The sequence below is a fragment of the Pseudomonas sp. ASL8 genome, assembly GCF_056680355.1.
This window is the reverse complement of the sequence record NZ_CM155278.1, coordinates 2,142,597-2,158,930: the sequence shown is the minus strand read 5'-3', so window position 1 is coordinate 2,158,930 and position 16,334 is coordinate 2,142,597. Positions and strand designations below refer to the sequence as shown.

Annotated in this window: 18 protein-coding genes; 4 read left to right on the top strand and 14 right to left on the bottom strand. The window is 57.5% G+C overall.

Going from position 1 to position 16,334, the window contains the following annotated elements; genetic code table 11:
* The first annotated feature begins 70 nt into the window (after nt 1–70).
* The 3 genes from AC1MEA_RS09720 (at nt 71) to coq7 (ending at nt 2,033) form a co-directional block, all read left to right on the top strand.
* Complete coding sequence (locus AC1MEA_RS09720; RefSeq protein ID WP_219064340.1) at nt 71–859, top strand: SDR family NAD(P)-dependent oxidoreductase; 789 nt, start codon at nt 71–73, stop codon at nt 857–859.
* 63 nt (nt 860–922) lie between these two features.
* Nucleotides 923–1,261: a histidine triad nucleotide-binding protein gene (locus AC1MEA_RS09715; protein WP_219064341.1), complete on the top strand. Its 339-nt coding sequence runs from the start codon at nt 923–925 to the stop codon at nt 1,259–1,261.
* Nucleotides 1,262–1,385: 124 nt separating this feature from the next.
* Nucleotides 1,386–2,033, top strand: coding sequence for a 2-polyprenyl-3-methyl-6-methoxy-1,4-benzoquinone monooxygenase (gene coq7 / locus AC1MEA_RS09710; RefSeq protein WP_219064342.1), 648 nt, complete (start codon nt 1,386–1,388; stop codon nt 2,031–2,033).
* Between the two features lie 80 nt (nt 2,034–2,113).
* Here the strand turns inward: coq7 and speD are convergent, their stop codons facing one another.
* Complete coding sequence (gene speD / locus AC1MEA_RS09705; RefSeq protein WP_219064343.1) at nt 2,114–2,908, bottom strand: adenosylmethionine decarboxylase; 795 nt, start codon at nt 2,906–2,908, stop codon at nt 2,114–2,116.
* A gap of 253 nt (nt 2,909–3,161) precedes the next feature.
* Complete coding sequence (locus AC1MEA_RS09700) at nt 3,162–3,584, bottom strand: OsmC family protein (RefSeq protein WP_219064344.1); 423 nt, start codon at nt 3,582–3,584, stop codon at nt 3,162–3,164.
* Nucleotides 3,585–3,792: 208 nt separating this feature from the next.
* Here AC1MEA_RS09700 and crp point away from each other — a divergent pair, with 208 nt between their 5' ends.
* Complete coding sequence (gene crp / locus AC1MEA_RS09695; protein WP_449633925.1) at nt 3,793–4,437, top strand: cAMP-activated global transcriptional regulator CRP; 645 nt, start codon at nt 3,793–3,795, stop codon at nt 4,435–4,437.
* Between the two features lie 14 nt (nt 4,438–4,451).
* Here the strand turns inward: crp and AC1MEA_RS09690 are convergent, their stop codons facing one another.
* The 12 genes from AC1MEA_RS09690 to AC1MEA_RS09635 form a co-directional block, all read right to left on the bottom strand.
* The gene (locus AC1MEA_RS09690) at nt 4,452–5,147 is read right to left on the bottom strand and encodes a lipoyl protein ligase domain-containing protein (protein ID WP_219064346.1); all 696 of its coding nucleotides are present in this window, start codon (nt 5,145–5,147) and stop codon (nt 4,452–4,454) included.
* Between the two features lie 38 nt (nt 5,148–5,185).
* Nucleotides 5,186–6,010 (bottom strand): indole-3-glycerol phosphate synthase TrpC, encoded by an 825-nt coding sequence (gene trpC, locus AC1MEA_RS09685; protein ID WP_480917595.1) that lies wholly within the window; start codon nt 6,008–6,010, stop codon nt 5,186–5,188.
* Nucleotides 6,007–7,056 carry an anthranilate phosphoribosyltransferase gene (gene trpD / locus AC1MEA_RS09680; protein ID WP_480917593.1) on the bottom strand — a complete coding sequence of 350 codons (1,050 nt, stop codon included), beginning with the start codon at nt 7,054–7,056 and terminating at the stop codon, nt 6,007–6,009. Before trpD ends, trpC begins: the two co-directional genes overlap by 4 nt.
* A gap of 21 nt (nt 7,057–7,077) precedes the next feature.
* On the bottom strand, nt 7,078–7,677 hold the full coding sequence (locus AC1MEA_RS09675; RefSeq protein WP_219064349.1) for an aminodeoxychorismate/anthranilate synthase component II: 600 nt from the start codon (nt 7,675–7,677) through the stop codon (nt 7,078–7,080).
* A gap of 227 nt (nt 7,678–7,904) precedes the next feature.
* Nucleotides 7,905–9,386: an anthranilate synthase component I gene (trpE, locus tag AC1MEA_RS09670; protein WP_480917591.1), complete on the bottom strand. Its 1,482-nt coding sequence runs from the start codon at nt 9,384–9,386 to the stop codon at nt 7,905–7,907.
* A 70-nt stretch (nt 9,387–9,456) separates the two neighbouring features.
* Entirely contained in the window at nt 9,457–10,275 is an 819-nt protein-coding gene (locus AC1MEA_RS09665; protein WP_480917590.1) for a phosphoglycolate phosphatase, read from the bottom strand.
* Nucleotides 10,272–10,946, bottom strand: a complete 675-nt coding sequence (gene rpe / locus AC1MEA_RS09660; RefSeq protein ID WP_480917589.1) for a ribulose-phosphate 3-epimerase — start codon at nt 10,944–10,946, stop codon at nt 10,272–10,274. The genes AC1MEA_RS09665 and rpe overlap by 4 nt, the downstream gene beginning before the upstream one ends.
* A 133-nt stretch (nt 10,947–11,079) precedes the next feature.
* Nucleotides 11,080–11,904 (bottom strand): ABC transporter permease, encoded by an 825-nt coding sequence (locus AC1MEA_RS09655; RefSeq protein ID WP_449633923.1) that lies wholly within the window; start codon nt 11,902–11,904, stop codon nt 11,080–11,082.
* 11 nt (nt 11,905–11,915) lie between these two features.
* Nucleotides 11,916–13,163 (bottom strand): ABC transporter permease, encoded by a 1,248-nt coding sequence (locus AC1MEA_RS09650; protein ID WP_219064354.1) that lies wholly within the window; start codon nt 13,161–13,163, stop codon nt 11,916–11,918.
* A gap of 96 nt (nt 13,164–13,259) precedes the next feature.
* Nucleotides 13,260–14,294 (bottom strand): ABC transporter substrate-binding protein, encoded by a 1,035-nt coding sequence (locus tag AC1MEA_RS09645; RefSeq protein ID WP_219064355.1) that lies wholly within the window; start codon nt 14,292–14,294, stop codon nt 13,260–13,262.
* A gap of 66 nt (nt 14,295–14,360) precedes the next feature.
* Nucleotides 14,361–15,485 (bottom strand): ABC transporter ATP-binding protein, encoded by a 1,125-nt coding sequence (locus AC1MEA_RS09640; protein ID WP_322182456.1) that lies wholly within the window; start codon nt 15,483–15,485, stop codon nt 14,361–14,363.
* Nucleotides 15,486–15,703: 218 nt separating this feature from the next.
* Entirely contained in the window at nt 15,704–16,333 is a 630-nt protein-coding gene (locus AC1MEA_RS09635; protein ID WP_219064357.1) for a response regulator, read from the bottom strand.
* Nucleotide 16,334 lies beyond the last annotated feature (1 nt).

Here is a 16,334-nt window from a genome sequence, read left to right as displayed (position 1 = left end):
GATGAATAACGCGCCCGCTTGAGCCCGACGCACACTGCCGTGGCTCGCGGCCGCTGCCTGGAGAATATGCATGACCCGTTACGCCCTGATCACTGGCGCCTCCAGCGGCATCGGCCTGGCCATGGCCGAAGCCTTGGCGCGCCGTGGTCGCAGCCTGATTCTGGTGGCCCGTCAACGGGACCTGCTGGAAAGCATTGCCATTGAGTTGAACCAGCGTTTTGGTGTCGAGGTCCTGTTTCGAGGCTGCGACCTGGGGGAGCCACTGCGTCTTTCCGGTTTCTTGCTGGAACTCGAAGAAGGCGAACGACAGATCGATTTGCTGGTGAACTGCGCAGGCATCGGGACCTGCGGACCGTTTTTGGCTCAGGATTGGGGCCAGGAGCAGGACTTGATCGAGCTGAACATACTGGCGCTCACCCGCCTGTGTCATGCCCTCGGCAATACCATGGCGGTCCAGGGTGGCGGGCAGATACTCAATGTCGCCTCGGTAGCAGCCTTTAAACCCGGCCCCTGGATGAGCAGCTATCACGCCAGCAAGGCCTATGTGCTGCACTTTTCTGAAGGGCTACGTGAAGAACTGAAAAAAACCGGTGTGAAAATTTCAGTCCTGTGTCCTGGCCCGACCCGCACCGAGTTTTTCCGCAATGCGCATTTGGAAGTAGGCAAGCTGGAACGCAGCAAAAGGATGATGAGCCCCGAAGAAGTCGCGCTTCATACGGTGCGGGCACTGGCGAAAAATCGCGCAGTGATCATTCCCGGCTGGCGTAATAAGCTGTTGGCGTTTACCCCCCGTCTGGGCCCGCGCTGGCTGACCCGGAAAATATCCGGCGCGATCAACAAGACGTACTGCCCGCGCTAAAGAGCTGGGCGTGATCCCTGCCCCTCAGTACACTCAAGCACTTATCAAAACGGAGAAATGGTTGTGGAGACTCTGTTCACCAAGATCATCAATAGAGAGATACCAGCAAAAATCATCTACGAAGATGACCAGGTGCTGGCCTTTCACGATATTGCCCCGCAAGCGCCGGTGCATTTTCTGGTCATTCCGAAAAAAGCGATCCGCACGCTTAACGACGTGACCGAAGATGACAAAGGGCTGCTCGGTCATGTCCTGTTCACTGCGCAACGTCTGGCCAAAGAACTGGGCTGCGACGACGGCTTCCGGGTAGTCATGAACTGTAATGAGCTGGGCGGACAGACCGTCTATCACATTCACATGCACGTACTGGGTCAGCGTCAGATGCATTGGCCGCCGGGCTGATTCACCGTTTAAACAACTTACGCCCGCCGAGACAGCCTGTGCAGACCCGGCGGGCTGATCCAGCTCAAGCCGCGCCCGACTGATTCGGGTAAACTGGCCGCCGTGGATTTATCCGGAGGTGCCCATGGCTACCGAACGTCACTACTCCCCTGTTGACCGTCTCTTATTGCAAGCCGATGCTGCGATGCGCACGCTGCTGCCTTTCAGCGTGCAACCGTATCGACCATCACCCGCCATTGTTCAGTCCGAAACCAAGATGAGCGACGTCGATACCCGACACGTTGCGGGCCTGATGCGCATCAACCATACCGGCGAGGTCTGCGCGCAAGCGCTGTACCAGGGCCAGGCGCTGACCGCCAAGTTACCGAAAGTGCGGGCAGCCATGGAACACGCGGCCGAAGAAGAAATTGACCATCTGGTCTGGTGCGAACAACGCATCCACCAATTGGGCAGTCACACCAGCGTGCTCAACCCACTGTTCTATGGCATTTCCTTCGGGATAGGTGCCGCCGCTGGCATGATCAGCGACCGGGTCAGCCTGGGGTTCGTCGCCGCGACCGAAGATCAGGTCTGCAAGCACCTGAACGATCATTTGCAGCAGTTGCCTGCCGAAGACGAAAAGTCCCGGGCCATTCTCGAGCAGATGCGTATCGATGAAGAGCGCCACGCCGAAAGCGCGCTGGATGCCGGTGGATTTCGTTTTCCGGCGCCTATCAAATTCGGTATGAGTCTGCTGGCCAAGGTCATGACCAAAAGTACGTATCGGATATAAACACTGCGCCATAACGGCAGACACAAGAAAGGCGCCTCGATGGGCGCCTTTCTTCTTTGTACTGACGAATCCGGACAATCTTAAACGTTGACGTTGCGTCCGTAGAAGATTTCCAGCATTTCGTGCTTCACGCGCTCGGTAACCTGATCACGCTGTTCGGTCGACAAGTTGCTGGTCGCATCACCGAACAGGTAGTCATCCAGTTCGAAGTTCTTGAGCAGCATCTTGGTGTGGAACAGGTTCTCCTGGTAAACGTTCACGTCGGTCATCTGGTAACCGGCGCGCGTGTCCACAGAGAGGTAATTCTGGATCGAGTTTATCTCGTGGTCGATGAAGTGTTTTTTACCTTCAACGTCACGGGTGAAGCCACGCACACGATAGTCGACAGTGACGATGTCGGAATCGAACTGGTGGATCAGGTAGTTGAGCGCCTTGAGCGGTGAAATCACCCCACAGGTCGACACGTCAATGTCCACACGGAATGTCGCGATGCCATCGACCGGGTGAATTTCCGGGTAGGTGTGCACCGTGATATGGCTCTTGTCGAGATGCGCCAGGATGGTCTCTGGCAACGGTCCCGGGGACTCTTCGATCTGGCTGTCGGTAGGCGTCACCGGCTGCTCGGAGATCAGAATGGTCACGCTAGCACCTTGCGGGTCGTAATCCTGACGGGCGATGTTCAGGATGTTGGCGCCAATGATATCGACAACCTCGGTGAGGATCTGCGTCAGGCGTTCGGCGTCGTACTCGTGATTGATGTACTCGACGTAAGCTTGCTGGTCCTGCGGAGTTTCCGCATAGCAGATGTCATAGATGTTGAAGCTCAAGGTCTTTGTCAGGTTATTGAACCCGTGGAGCTTGAGTTTGCTTTTCACCGTTAAAAACTCTCTATATATATGCGGCCCGGGCCGCGTGATCAAGCATGCCCGTCAGATGAGGCCGGCTCATCTGCGTAGGACGGTTAACACCTCTTCGCGGTGGCGATTTTGGTTGTCCGTTCGGGGGCGACTATAGCCTTGGTAAAGCGGGTCGCACCCTGAAAAAGTGGCGCATTATGCCGACGTCGGCGCCTGTCGGCTAGCGTGTATCGTAAAGTGTGCGCCGCTTTTGTGAAAGTTGGGTGTCGTTTCAGCCCAGTTCGATGATTTCATAGTCGTGGGTAATTTCCACACCGGCATTACCGAGCATGATTGAAGCCGAACAATACTTCTCGGCAGACAGCTCGATAGCGCGTTTGACCTGAGCCTCTTTCAAGCCTCGGCCCTTGACCACAAAGTGCAGATGGATTTTGGTGAACACCTTTGGGTCTTCGCTCGCGCGCTCGGCTTCCAGAAACGCCTCGCAGCTTTCTACTGGCTGACGGGACTTCTTCAGGATGCTGACCACGTCGAAGTTACTGCAACCGCCCAAGCCGAGCAGGAGCATTTCCATAGGACGCACGCCCAGATTGCGACCGCCGCTTTCCGGCGGACCGTCCATTACCACCACATGACCGCTACCGGATTCACCGAGGAACATGGCTTCGCCAGCCCATTGGATGCGTGCCTTCATCGCCAAGACTCCACTGCTAAAAAAGTGGTCGCCAGCTTAGCACAGGGCCACGCTTTCACTGGATGTCCGGTTAAATGTCCGCTCGAAATAAGCCTGTAGGAAATTTCCCAAAAAACAACAAACTCTCCTGATAAGCTGCGGCAAATCACCCGCACGGCCGATACCCATAAGGATGCCGTGTGGCGCAGTACTTTTTCGGGATACATGCATGGTTGCTATAACCCTTACACCCAAAATAAAAAACCTCGACACACTTCTCGGCCATTGCCAGCGGCGCCGTTACTCCGCCAAACACAACATTATTTGCGCAGGTGATCGCTCTGAGTCGCTGTTCTTCATTATCAAAGGCTCTGTCACCATCCTGATCGAGAACGACGAGGGGCGGGAGATGATTGTCGCGTACCTGAATGCCGGCGATTTCTTTGGTGAGCTGGGCCTGTTTGACCGGATCGGGCACGAGGTAGAGCGCAGCGCCTGGGTTCGCACCAAAACCGAGTGCGAAGTGGCTGAGATCAGCTACAGCAAATTCCGCGAAGTCACACAGCAAGAACCGGACATCCTCTACGCCATCGGTAGCCAGATGGCTGACCGGTTACGCAATACCACGCGAAAAGTCGGCGACCTGGCGTTTCTTGACGTCACCGGAAGGGTCGCACGCAGCTTGCTGGATCTGTGTAAGCAACCCGATGCCATGACCCACCCCGACGGGATGCAGATCAAGATTACCCGCCAGGAAATCGGGCGCATTGTCGGTTGCTCAAGGGAAATGGTCGGCCGTGTGCTCAAGGCACTGCAAGAGCAGAACCTGGTGCACGTCAAAGGCAAAACCATGGTGGTGTTTGGTACGCGCTAAGCGAACCGGGCAGCTTAAAACCCTGTAAGGATCTTTTGATAGCGCTCGGCTAACTGGTCCAGCACATCAGCCGCCGGGAAGGCTTCATGCAGGGCAATGTGGCTGTGGGCGCGGACTCGTTGATCCTGCTCGCAGATCTGGTTGAAGCGGTTGACCGCCTCGACCATTTGCTCGCGCTCGTTATCCAGCAGCAGCGCGCCGTGAGCCAGTACGACGGGGCGTTGCCCGCCCTGACTCTGCCGCCAACGCTGAGCCGTACCGACCATTTTCCGGCCGTCCAGGTTGACGTTGAAACGTCCGTCACAGAAGGCACCGTCCACTTCCCCGAGCGAAGCGGCACCGCCCAGCTCGATCAGTACATCACAGATCGGCTGACACAGACGGTTGTAGGCATTTTCGATCCGGTCGCGGTCATTGTCACTGCGCGGCTGGGCGTAAACCAATGCGATGTTCACCACCGCCGGCGATTGAGGGACCGGTTCGCCGCCGCTTTCACGCAGCAGTATTGGCCACCCGCTGACCGCCAATGCTTCGGTAGCCTGTTCAAAACCTGCGAGACGGCTCATCCGGCGCGGCATCACCAAGGCCCGGTCAAGCGGTCGCCATAACAGCAAACCGTACTCGAACTCGCCGGCACACACAGCGGCGAGCAAATCCTGCTCGGCCTGCAGGCCTGCCTCGACGGAGATATCGATGACTTTGTCTAACATGCTGGTTTCTCTGTAGGCACTGCGTCAGGGCTATCCGCTTAATTACTGATCAACGGCCCACGCTCAGGGAAGAACAAGCGTTGCAGTTCAGCCCCCGGGTGTTGCTTACGCATGAACGCTTCACCCACCAGGAATGAGTAGACCCCGCTGACTTCCATCAGCTCGACATCCGCGCGATTAAAAATGCCGCTTTCGGTGATGACCAAGCGATCACTAGGAATCTGCGGCAGCAGGTCCAGCGTAGTTTCCAGGTTGACGTCAAAGGTGTGCAGGTTACGGTTGTTGATGCCCACCAACGGCGTATCCAGTGTTTTGAGGGCGCGTTCCAGCTCAGCGGCATCGTGCACTTCGACCAGCACGTCGAGGCCCACGCTTTTGGCGACGGCGGCCAGCTCGGCCATCTTCGAATCGTCCAGCGCGGAAACGATCAGCAACACGCAGTCGGCGCCCAATGCGCGGGCTTCGACGATCTGATACGGATCAATCATGAAGTCCTTACGAATCACCGGCAGACTGCAGGCGGCACGCGCCTGTTGCAGGTAATCATCAGCACCTTGAAAGAAATCAATGTCGGTCAGAACAGACAGACAGGTTGCCCCACCCGCTTGATAACTTTTGGCGATGTCAGCAGGAAGAAAGTTTTCCCGGATCACGCCTTTGCTCGGCGATGCTTTTTTGATTTCAGCGATGACCGCAGGGTGCTTACTCTTGGCCTGCTTGATCAACGCCTTGGCAAAGCCGCGTGGCGCGTCGGCCAATGCCGCTTGGCGCTCAAGCTCGGCAAGGCTCACTATGGCACTGCGGGCAGCGACCTCCTCAACCTTGCGGGCGAGAATTTTTTCCAGAACCGTCGGCACACTCATCCTTCATTCTCCTGCTTGAATACCGCGGTAAAGGCACCCAACTCTTCCAGTTTTTCCCGTGCAAGGCCGGTGTGCAGCGCATCGTGGGCCAGTGCAACGCCCTCTTTCAACGTAGACGCATGATCAGCAGCATAGAGCGCTGCGCCCGCATTGAGCACGATCATGTCGGCCGCTTTCTGCCCGTTTTCGGTCTTGCGTCGCCCCAAGGCATCGCGAATCAACTCCAGCGACGCAGCAGGGCTTTCAACGGCCAGGCCGATCAGGCTCTGACTTTTTATCCCCACATCTTCTGGCTGGACCCAGTATTCAGTCACTTCACCATTTTTCAGCTCGGCCACGAAGGTCGGTGCGGCGAGGCTGAACTCATCCAGACCATCCTGAGAGTGCACCACCAACACGTGCTTACTGCCCAGACGAAGCAAGACTTCGGCCAACGGCCGGCACAGCGCCTGACTGAACACCCCAACCACCTGATGGCGGACGCCAGCCGGATTCGTAAGCGGGCCAAGCATATTAAACAGGGTGCGCAATCCGAGGTCACGGCGCGGGCCAGCGGCGTATTTCATTGCGCCGTGGTGGGACTGGGCAAACATGAAGCCGATGCCCACGTTTTCGATACAGCGGGCTACTTGCACAGGCGTCAGGTTCAAATAGATACCCGCCGCCTCAAGCAGATCGGCGCTGCCACTTTTGCCGGACACAGCCCGATTACCGTGTTTGGCGACCGTGCAACCGGCCGCCGCGACCACGAAGGACGATGCCGTGGAAACGTTAAAAATATTCGCGCCATCGCCGCCCGTGCCAACCACGTCGACGACGCCGTCGAGGGTCTTGAGCTCGACTTTGCTGGCCAACTCACGCATGACCGAAACAGCACCGACGATCTCATCAATGCTTTCGCTTTTCATGCGCATGGCCATCATGAAGGCACCGATCTGCGCTTCAGTGCATTGGCCCGTCATGATTTCACGCATGACGTCGCGCATTTCCTCGGTGCTCAAATCAAGCTGGTTGACGATGCGAGCCAGCGCGCCTTTGATATCCATAGCCATAACCTTGAAAGCCCCTTAACCCTGACGGCTGCCGCCAGTTTGCTTGAGGAAGTTGGCGAACAGCTCATGTCCCTGCTCGGTAAGAATCGACTCAGGGTGAAACTGCACCCCCTCGATATTCAGCGTCTTGTGCCGCAGGCCCATGATTTCATCGACCGAACCGTCTTCAAGCTCGGTCCAGGCGGTCACTTCCAGGCAATCGGGCAAGGTTTCGCGCTTGACGATCAGGGAATGATAACGGGTGACCGTCAACGGATGATTCAAGCCTTCGAACACGCCAAGGTCTTCATGGATCACCGGACTGGTCTTGCCATGCATCACTTGCCGCGCCCGCACTACATCGCCACCAAATGCCTGACCAATAGACTGATGGCCCAGGCACACGCCCAGAATCGGCAGCTTACCGGCGAAGTGTTTGATCACCTCCAGCGATACGCCCGCTTCAGTCGGGGTGCATGGGCCAGGGGAAATCACAATGCGCTCGGGGTTCAGGGCTTCGATCTCGGCAATGCTCAGCTCGTCGTTGCGGATCACTTTGACCTCGGCACCCAACTCACCCAGGTATTGCACGACGTTATAAGTAAACGAGTCGTAGTTATCAATCATCAGCAACATGTGTTTAACCTCTCGAAATTACTGACGTCTAAAGCAGCCCGTGAACAATGTCAGCTTCGCGTTAACCAGCAAGGCGTAAGCCTGGCTGTGAGTCTGGACGATTGACACAGTATGTGCAGGCGCTGCCGAAGACTGCGATAGCGGGGTGTCTGAAAAACACCGCATCAAGCCATTCGCGAATAAATTCGCACCCACAGTAGATAGGGGTATCTCTGTGGGAGCGGGTCTCAGGAAAGCGGCTCTTGCTCGGCAAGCGCCACCGCACGGAACATGGCGCGGCGCTTGTTCAGGGTCTCTTCCCATTCCAGCGCGGGCACCGAGTCAGCGACGATACCGCCACCGGCTTGCACGTGCAGTTCACCGTTCTTGATCACTGCGGTGCGGATCGCAATCGCGGTGTCCATGTTGCCGTTCCAGGCCAGATACCCCACGGCGCCACCATAGACGCCACGCTTGACCGGTTCCAGCTCGTCAATAATTTCCATGGCGCGGATTTTCGGCGCGCCAGACAAGGTGCCCGCCGGCAGAATCGCACGCAGGGCGTCCATCGCCGTCAGGCCGTTTTTCAACTGGCCAGTGACGTTGGAAACAATGTGCATCACGTTGGAGTAACGCTCGATGACCATCTTTTCCGTGAGTTTGACCGAGCCGATTTCAGACACGCGACCGGTGTCGTTGCGCCCCAGATCGATCAACATCAAGTGTTCGGCGACCTCTTTGTGATCGGAAAGCAGGTCTTTTTCCAGCGCCAGGTCTTCTTCTTCATTTGCGCCGCGCGGACGGGTACCGGCAATCGGGCGCACGGTGATCAGGTTGTCTTCGACCCGCACCAGAACTTCAGGCGAACTGCCCACGACATGGAAGTCGCCAAAGTTGAAGAAATACATATAAGGCGTCGGGTTGAAACAACGCAGCGCACGGTACAGGTCGATGGGGGCGGCCTTGAAGTCGATCGACATGCGTTGCGACGGAACGACCTGCATCACGTCACCGGCAAGGATGTACTCCTTGATGGTGTCCACTGCGCGCTCGTAATCGTCTTGAGTGAAACTGGAGCGGAATATCGGATCAGGCGCCTGCGGCCGGGTCAGATCAAGACCGCGACGCGGGGTAATCGGCTGACGAAGTTTTCCCATCAACTCATCCAGGCGCGCCAGACCCTTTTCGTAGGCGCCGGCTTCAGCCGGGTCGACCAGCATGATCGCGTGCATCTTGCCTGCGAGGTTATCGAACACCACCACCGCATCCGACACCATCAGCAGGATATCCGGCACGCCCAGCGGGTCCGGGTTTGGACACTTGCCCAGGCGCTTCTCGACATAACGCACGCAGTCGTAGCCGAAGTAACCCACCAGCCCGCCATTGAAACGCGGTAAACCGGCAATGGTCGGCACGTTGTAACGCGCCTTGAATTCTTCGACGAACGCCAACGGGTCTTCCGACTTCAGGCGCTCGATCTCGACGCCATCCTGGGTCACGCTGATCTGCTGTTCGTGGACACGCATCACGGTGCGGCATGGCAGGCCAATGATGGAGTACCGGCCCCACTTCTCGCCGCCCTGCACCGACTCCAGCAAATAGGAGTTCGGCTGGTCGGCCAGTTTCAGGTAGATCGACAGCGGTGTGTCGAAGTCGGCAAGGGTTTCGTAGGCAAGCGGGATACGGTTGTAACCGGCAGCAGCCAAACGCAGAAATTCTTCGCGGGTCATGATCAGCCTCGTGGCTTGAGGGTAAAACGGTCAGGTATGCAAACGCGCCGGTGGACCGGCCAGAGTCAAGTCAGGCGCGCCAACGCCAGCGGGCCAGGGCCTTAATGACTTTCATCCAGAGCTTGCGGGTGACCACCACGATGGAATCTCTTTGAGGGGGGGATTTGACGTCGGCCAACGTTAGCGCAGCGGCAGGATCTAAGCAACCGGGGAGCAGCATACGCAGGTCATCAATAACCAGCGACGGCGATTCCTCGGCAATCGGCCGGCCATGGTTGTAGCCATAGCTGAGTGCCACACTGGCAACGCCTGCCGCTTTTGCTGCCAACACATCGTTGCGCGAGTCACCGACGAACAGCGACTGGGATGCCGGAACACCGGCCATTTTCATCACAAAAAACAACGCAGCCGGATCAGGCTTCTGTTGCGGCAACGTATCGCCACCAATGATCCAGCGGAAAAACCGTCCCAGCTTCAACTCATCCAGCAGCGGCGCGACGAAACGCTCCGGCTTGTTGGTGATCAGGGCCATTTCAACGCCCTGTTTCTGCATCCACTTCAAGGTTTCGCGCACGCCGGGGTACACCTGCGTCAGCGCGTGACTGCCCGCGTACACCTCCATGAAAATCGCCAGGGCCTCTTCGGTGTCTGCGTCGCTCACGGACGAATGATCGAAGTCATTGGCCAGGGCGCGACGGACTAACACCCGGGCGCCATTACCGATCCAGACTCGCACCGACGCGATTCCGGCCGGCGGGCGCCCGAGCTTGAGCAGCATGTTGTCCACGGCCACCCCGAGGTCTGGCACCGAGTCGATCAATGTGCCATCCAGATCGAACATCACCAGCTTGGGCAAGCGGCCCGGGAACAGCTGCTCAAACCCGCTCATGGACGAGCCAACGCCAGTTCGGCACGCATTTTCTGGATAACCTCTTGGTAGTCCGGCGCATTGAAGATAGCTGAGCCTGCAACAAAGGTGTCGGCACCGGCGGCAGCGATGTCACGAATGTTGTTCACATTGACCCCTCCGTCGATTTCCAGACGAATGTCATAGCCGGAGGCTTCTATCAGCGCCCGCGCTTCGCGCAGTTTGTTCAGGGTGCCGGGAATGAACTTCTGCCCGCCAAAACCTGGGTTAACGCTCATCAGCAAGATCATGTCGACCTTGTCCATCACATACTCAAGCACGGTCAGCGGCGTGGCCGGGTTGAACACCAGGCCGGCCTTGCAACCACCTTCACGGATCAACTGCAGTGAGCGGTCGACGTGTTGTGTGGCTTCAGGGTGGAAGGTGATGTACGTGGCGCCGGCTTCGATGAAGTCGCCGATCATGCGGTCAACCGGGCTGACCATCAAATGAACATCGATGGGCGCGGTGATGCCGTACTTGCGCAGGGCCGTGCAGACCATCGGGCCGATGGTCAGGTTAGGTACGTAGTGATTGTCCATGACATCGAAGTGGACAATGTCCGCGCCAGCGGCAAGAACATTGTCGACTTCCTGGCCCAGACGGGCGAAGTCGGCGGAAAGAATCGAAGGAGCAATAACGAAGGGCTGCATGACGCACCTTTGAGCAGAATCACGGTGGCGCGCATTGTACCTTAGTCAGGCCGGGTGCAACTCTCCGCAGATCCGAGCCAAACCCCGATCCCGCAGAACCGGGGTCAGCCTCAGATTTTTCCTGCCAGATCGATCAAGCCACTTGAGTTCGCAACTTCTCGCTGCGCCCACGCAACCATTCCAGCACCAGCAACAGCACCACCGAGAAGGCGATCAGCATGGTGGCCGCAGCCGCGATGGTCGGGCTGAGGTTTTCGCGGATACCGCTGAACATCTGCCGAGGCAGCGTGGCCTGTTGAGGGCCAGCGAGGAACAAGGTCACGACCACTTCATCGAATGAGGTAGCGAACGCAAACAGTGCACCCGATACCACACCTGGCGCGATCAGCGGCAAGGTCACCCGGCGGAACGCCGTCAATGGCGATGCCCCAAGGCTGGCAGCAGCACGAACCAGGTTGTGGTTGAAGCCCTGCAAGGTCGCCGACACCGTGATGATCACAAAGGGCACACCCAACACTGCATGCACCAGAATCAGCGATATGTAGCTGTTGCCCAACCCCAGCGGGGCAAAGAACAGGTAGCTGGAGACACCGACAATGACCACCGGAACGACCATTGGCGAAATCACCAGGGCCATGACCAGCGCCTTGCCCGGGAAGTTGCCACGGGTCAGGCCAATCGCTGCCAGCGTACCGAAGCCCATTGCCAATACCGTGGCGGCCGGTGCAACGATCATGCTGTTCTTCAGCGAGCGCATCCATTCAGCGGAGGCGAAGAAGTCCTGGTACCAGTGCATGGAAAACCCTTGCAGCGGGTAAACCAGAAAGCTCCCGGAGTTGAACGACAGCGGGATGATCACCAGCACCGGCAGGACCAGGAACAAAAGTACCAGCCCGCAGAGAATACGCAGGGCGTAATACCAGACCCGCTCAATAGGAGACGTATAAGGGCTCAGCATGTTGATTCTCCTCAGCTCAGGCGCATGCGGCTGGCGCCGACTAGCCAGTTATAAATCAGGTAAAGCACGATGGTTGCCATCAACAGCAAACCGCCCAAAGCCGTGGCCATGCCCCAGTTGATACTGGTGTTGGTGTAGAAGGCGACGAAGTAGCTGACCATCTGATCGTTCGGGCTGCCGAGCAACGCCGGCGTGATGTAGTAGCCAATCGACAAAATGAACACCAACAGACAACCCGCACCGACACCGGCATACGTCTGCGGGAAATACACGCGCCAGAAGCTGGCGAATGGATGGCAGCCCAGGGAAATCGCAGCCCGCATGTACGTCGGGGAAATACCCTTCATCACGCTGTAAATCGGCAGAATCATGAATGGCAGCATGATGTGCACCATCGAGATGTAAACGCCGACCCGGTTGAACACCAGCTCCAGCGGTTTATCAATGATGCCCATCGCCATCAAGGCGCTGTTGATCAAGCCACTCGACTGGAGCAATACGATCCACGCGGCAACCCGCACCAGAATCGAGGTCCAGAATGGCAGCAGCACCATGATCATCAGCAGGTTGCTTTGCCGGGAAGGCAGGTTCGCCAGCAGGTACGCCAACGGGTAAGCCAGCACCAGGCAGATCGCGGTGATGACCAGACCCATCCAGAACGTGCGGGCGAAAATATCCACGTAAATGGCTTGATCAGGGGTCGCGGGCGCCACTTCACCGAGGTCATCGATGCGATGGTCGACTGCGGCCAGCAAGTAATAAGGGGTGATGCTACTGGTGTTACGGCGGATCGCTTGCCAATAGGCAGGATCGCCCCAGCGCTCATCGACAGCTTCGAGCGCTTCTTTATAAGAAGTCGGTTCAGTCTTGAACGGTAATGCGCGGGCGGTTTTCGTCAGCAGGCTGCGATAACCGGCCAGTTCCATGTTCAGGCGCTTGGACAAATCGCCCAGGGTCTGATTCTTGCGGGTTTCAGCCAGGTCCACGCTCAGTGCCTGGTACGCAGCCTCGGACGGAAGACTCTTGCCGTCCCATTGGGCCACCGCTGCAACCGTACGCGGTAAGGCGCCGACCACTTCTGGGTTACCGACGCTCTTGTAGAGCAGCGCAATAATTGGCACCAGAAATACCAGCAGCAAAAACAGCACCAGCGGAGCGATCAATGCCTGAGCCTTCCAGCGATTGACCCGTTCAGCACGAGCCAGACGCTGTTTCAGGGTGGGGCTGGCGCCTTCTGTAAGGGGCACTGTGATGGCCATAGCGAACTCCGAAAATCTTTGAACGATGGATGCGCCCCTCCTCCCTATCCACAGCAGAAGAGGGAGCGCACCTGGATCTGACTCAGCGTAAAACGGTTACTTGGCCGCCCACGCGTTGAAGCGCTGTTCCAGTTGCTCGCCGTTGTCAGCCCAGAAGCCGACGTCGATCTGCACTTGGTCCTTGATGTTTTCCGGAGTGGTCGGCATATCTTTCAAGATGCCTTTGTCCAGCAGCGGTACGGCTTGGGTGTTAGCTGGGCCGTAAGCGATGTTTTCCGAATAGATCTTCTGCTGTTCTGGCTTGACCGAGAAGGCGATGAATTTCTTCGCTGCTTCGGCGTTTTTCGAGCCTTTTGGGATGGCCCATGCGTCGAAATCGTAGATGCCGCCGTTCCAGACCACTTTCAGGTTGCTTTCTTTTTGCACTGCGGCGATACGGCCGTTGTAGGCAGAGCTCATCACGACGTCACCGGAGGCCAGGAACTGTGGCGGTTGAGCGCCCGCTTCCCACCACTGAATGTTCGGCTTGAGTTCGTCGAGTTTCTTGAATGCACGGTCTTGACCGCCTTTACCCGCCAGCACCTTGTAAACATCTTTAGGCGCTACGCCGTCGGCCATCAAGGCGAATTCCAAGGTGTACTTGGCACCTTTACGCAAGCCACGCTTGCCTGGGAATGTCTTCACGTCCCAGAAATCGGCCCAGCTGGTAGGTGCGGTTTTCAGCTTGTCGGCGTTGTAGGCCAACACGGTGGACCATACGAAGAAACCAACGCCGCAGGTCTGGATAGCGCCTTTGACATAGTCTTCCGACTTGCCAAGCATCGCTGGATCAATCTCTTCGAACATCCCTTCATCGCAACCACGGGACAGCTCAGGCGATTCGACTTCTACCAGGTCCCAAGAGACGCTCTTGGTGTCGACCATGGTTTTGACCTTGGCCATTTCACCGTTGTACTCGCCCGCAACCACCTTGCCGTTGCCCGCTTTTTCCCACGGTGCATAGAACGCTTTTTCCTGAGCTGCCTTGTTAACGCCGCCGAAGGATATAACGGTCAGATCTGCCGCCGCCATGGCGTTTGCCGCGCACATCATGCCGAGCGTAATAGCGGTGAACTTCAAAGATTTAAGCATTTATTGTTCTCTCCACAGTGCAGTGTTGGGTATGCGTGGGGCGATTGATTCGCCTCTGACTGTTAATTAATGCGCTTCCAGCAAGGGATCGAGCGCGCGAACGTGTTCGACCTGCCATCCAATTGGCACAACGTCGCCCACCGTCAACCCCGGATCCAGCTCGGCGATTGGCTGCTTGACGAAGAAGTCTGTTTTTCCTGCAACTTCCAGACGCACACGAACGTGGTCACCCAGATAAATGAATTCAGCGACGCGGCCAGAGAAACGGTTCACACAGCTTTCGCTGTGGCCGTTCACCCGAACGCGCTCAGGGCGAATCGACAAGGTCACCGGGTCACCGATCTTGCCGACATTGACTGCCAGCGCTTCGACCTTCTCGCCACGGGCCAGTGCCACGACACACCGATCACCGGTGCGGCTGACCAGGTTGCCGTTAAGACGGTTGTTTTCGCCGATGAAGTTGGCGACAAACGTGTTTTTCGGTTCTTCGTAGAGCGTGCGCGGAGGCGCAATCTGCTGGATCTCGCCCTGATGGAATACCGCCACCCGGTCGGACATGGTCAGAGCTTCACCCTGGTCATGGGTCACGTACACCACGGTAACGCCGAGGCGTTCGTGCAGGTGTTTGATCTCCATCTGCATGTGTTCACGCAGTTGTTTGTCCAACGCACCCAAGGGTTCGTCCATCAGCACCAGTTGTGGTTCGAACACCAGCGCCCGGGCCAAGGCCACACGCTGTTGTTGACCGCCGGAAAGCTGCGCCGGGTAACGATGGGCGAAGGTGTCGAGCTGAACCATGCTCAGCACGCGCTTGACCCGCTCGCTGACGTCGGTCTTGTTCAAGCCGCGGACTGTCAGCGGAAACGCCAGGTTTTCCGAGACGGTCATGTGCGGGAACAAGGCGTAGTTCTGGAACACCATGCCGATGTCACGCTTGTGCGGCGGCACGTTGTTGATCGCGCGGCCAGCCAACAGGATTTCGCCAGCGGTTGGCGTTTCGAAACCGGCCAGCATCATCAAGCTGGTGGTCTTGCCAGAACCGGAAGGCCCCAGCAGGGTGAGGAACTCGCCTTTGCGAATTTCCAGGTTGAGGTTTTTGACGATCAGTGCTTCGCCGTCGTAGCTCTTTTGCACACCACGGAAGCTGACCAGAACTTCACTCGCCCCAGCACTTGAATCGACGTCGCTCATTACCCACACCTTTGTTTTGTCTGCCGTGGATTAATCCTAGATCAGACCATTGGCCGCGCAAATCGGGGAGCAAGAGAGATTGCTGTAGGGATTGCCCTACAGCGATGGCGCGATTAGATATGAGGCGTCGTAACTGGATCGCGTCGCCACCGTTCACGACACGTCAACGCCTACAAAAACATGAGGTTGAAGCGTGTCGTTTTCAGGCATACGCCTGATTAGAGCAACTTGTGCTCCATCGCATACTTCACCAGATCGGCCAGCGAAGTGACGTGGAGCTTCTGCATCAGTCGCGCTTTGTGCGTGCTGATGGTTTTGCTGCTCAAGGCCAGTTGCTGAGCAATGTCGTTGACGTTCGCCCCCTGTGCCAAGCGCTCGAACACTGAAAACTCGCGCTCGGACAGCAGCGAGTGGAGCGGACGGTTATCGGTCAGGCCGACTTCAAATACCATGCGGTCCGCCAGGTCCGGGTCGATGTAACGCCCACCGGCAGCCACCCGCCGAATCGCCGTCAGCAACAACGCCGGATCACTGTCCTTGGTGGCATAACCGGCAGCGCCGATCTTCAATGCACGGGCGGCCATCTGCGCCTCGTCGTGCATGGACAACACCAGAATCGCCGGCGGGTTGTTAAGGGCGCGAATTCGCGGGATCGCTTCCAGGCCATTTACGCCCGGCATGGAAATATCCAGCAGCACCACTTCGCACTCGACATGACGCAACGTTTCCAGCAGCTGTTCACCGTTGCTGGCCTCACCCACCACCGCCAGATCCTTCGCCAGCCCGATCAGCTGTTTGATGCCTTCACGGACAATGGTGTGGTCTTCGGCTACCAATACACGAATCACG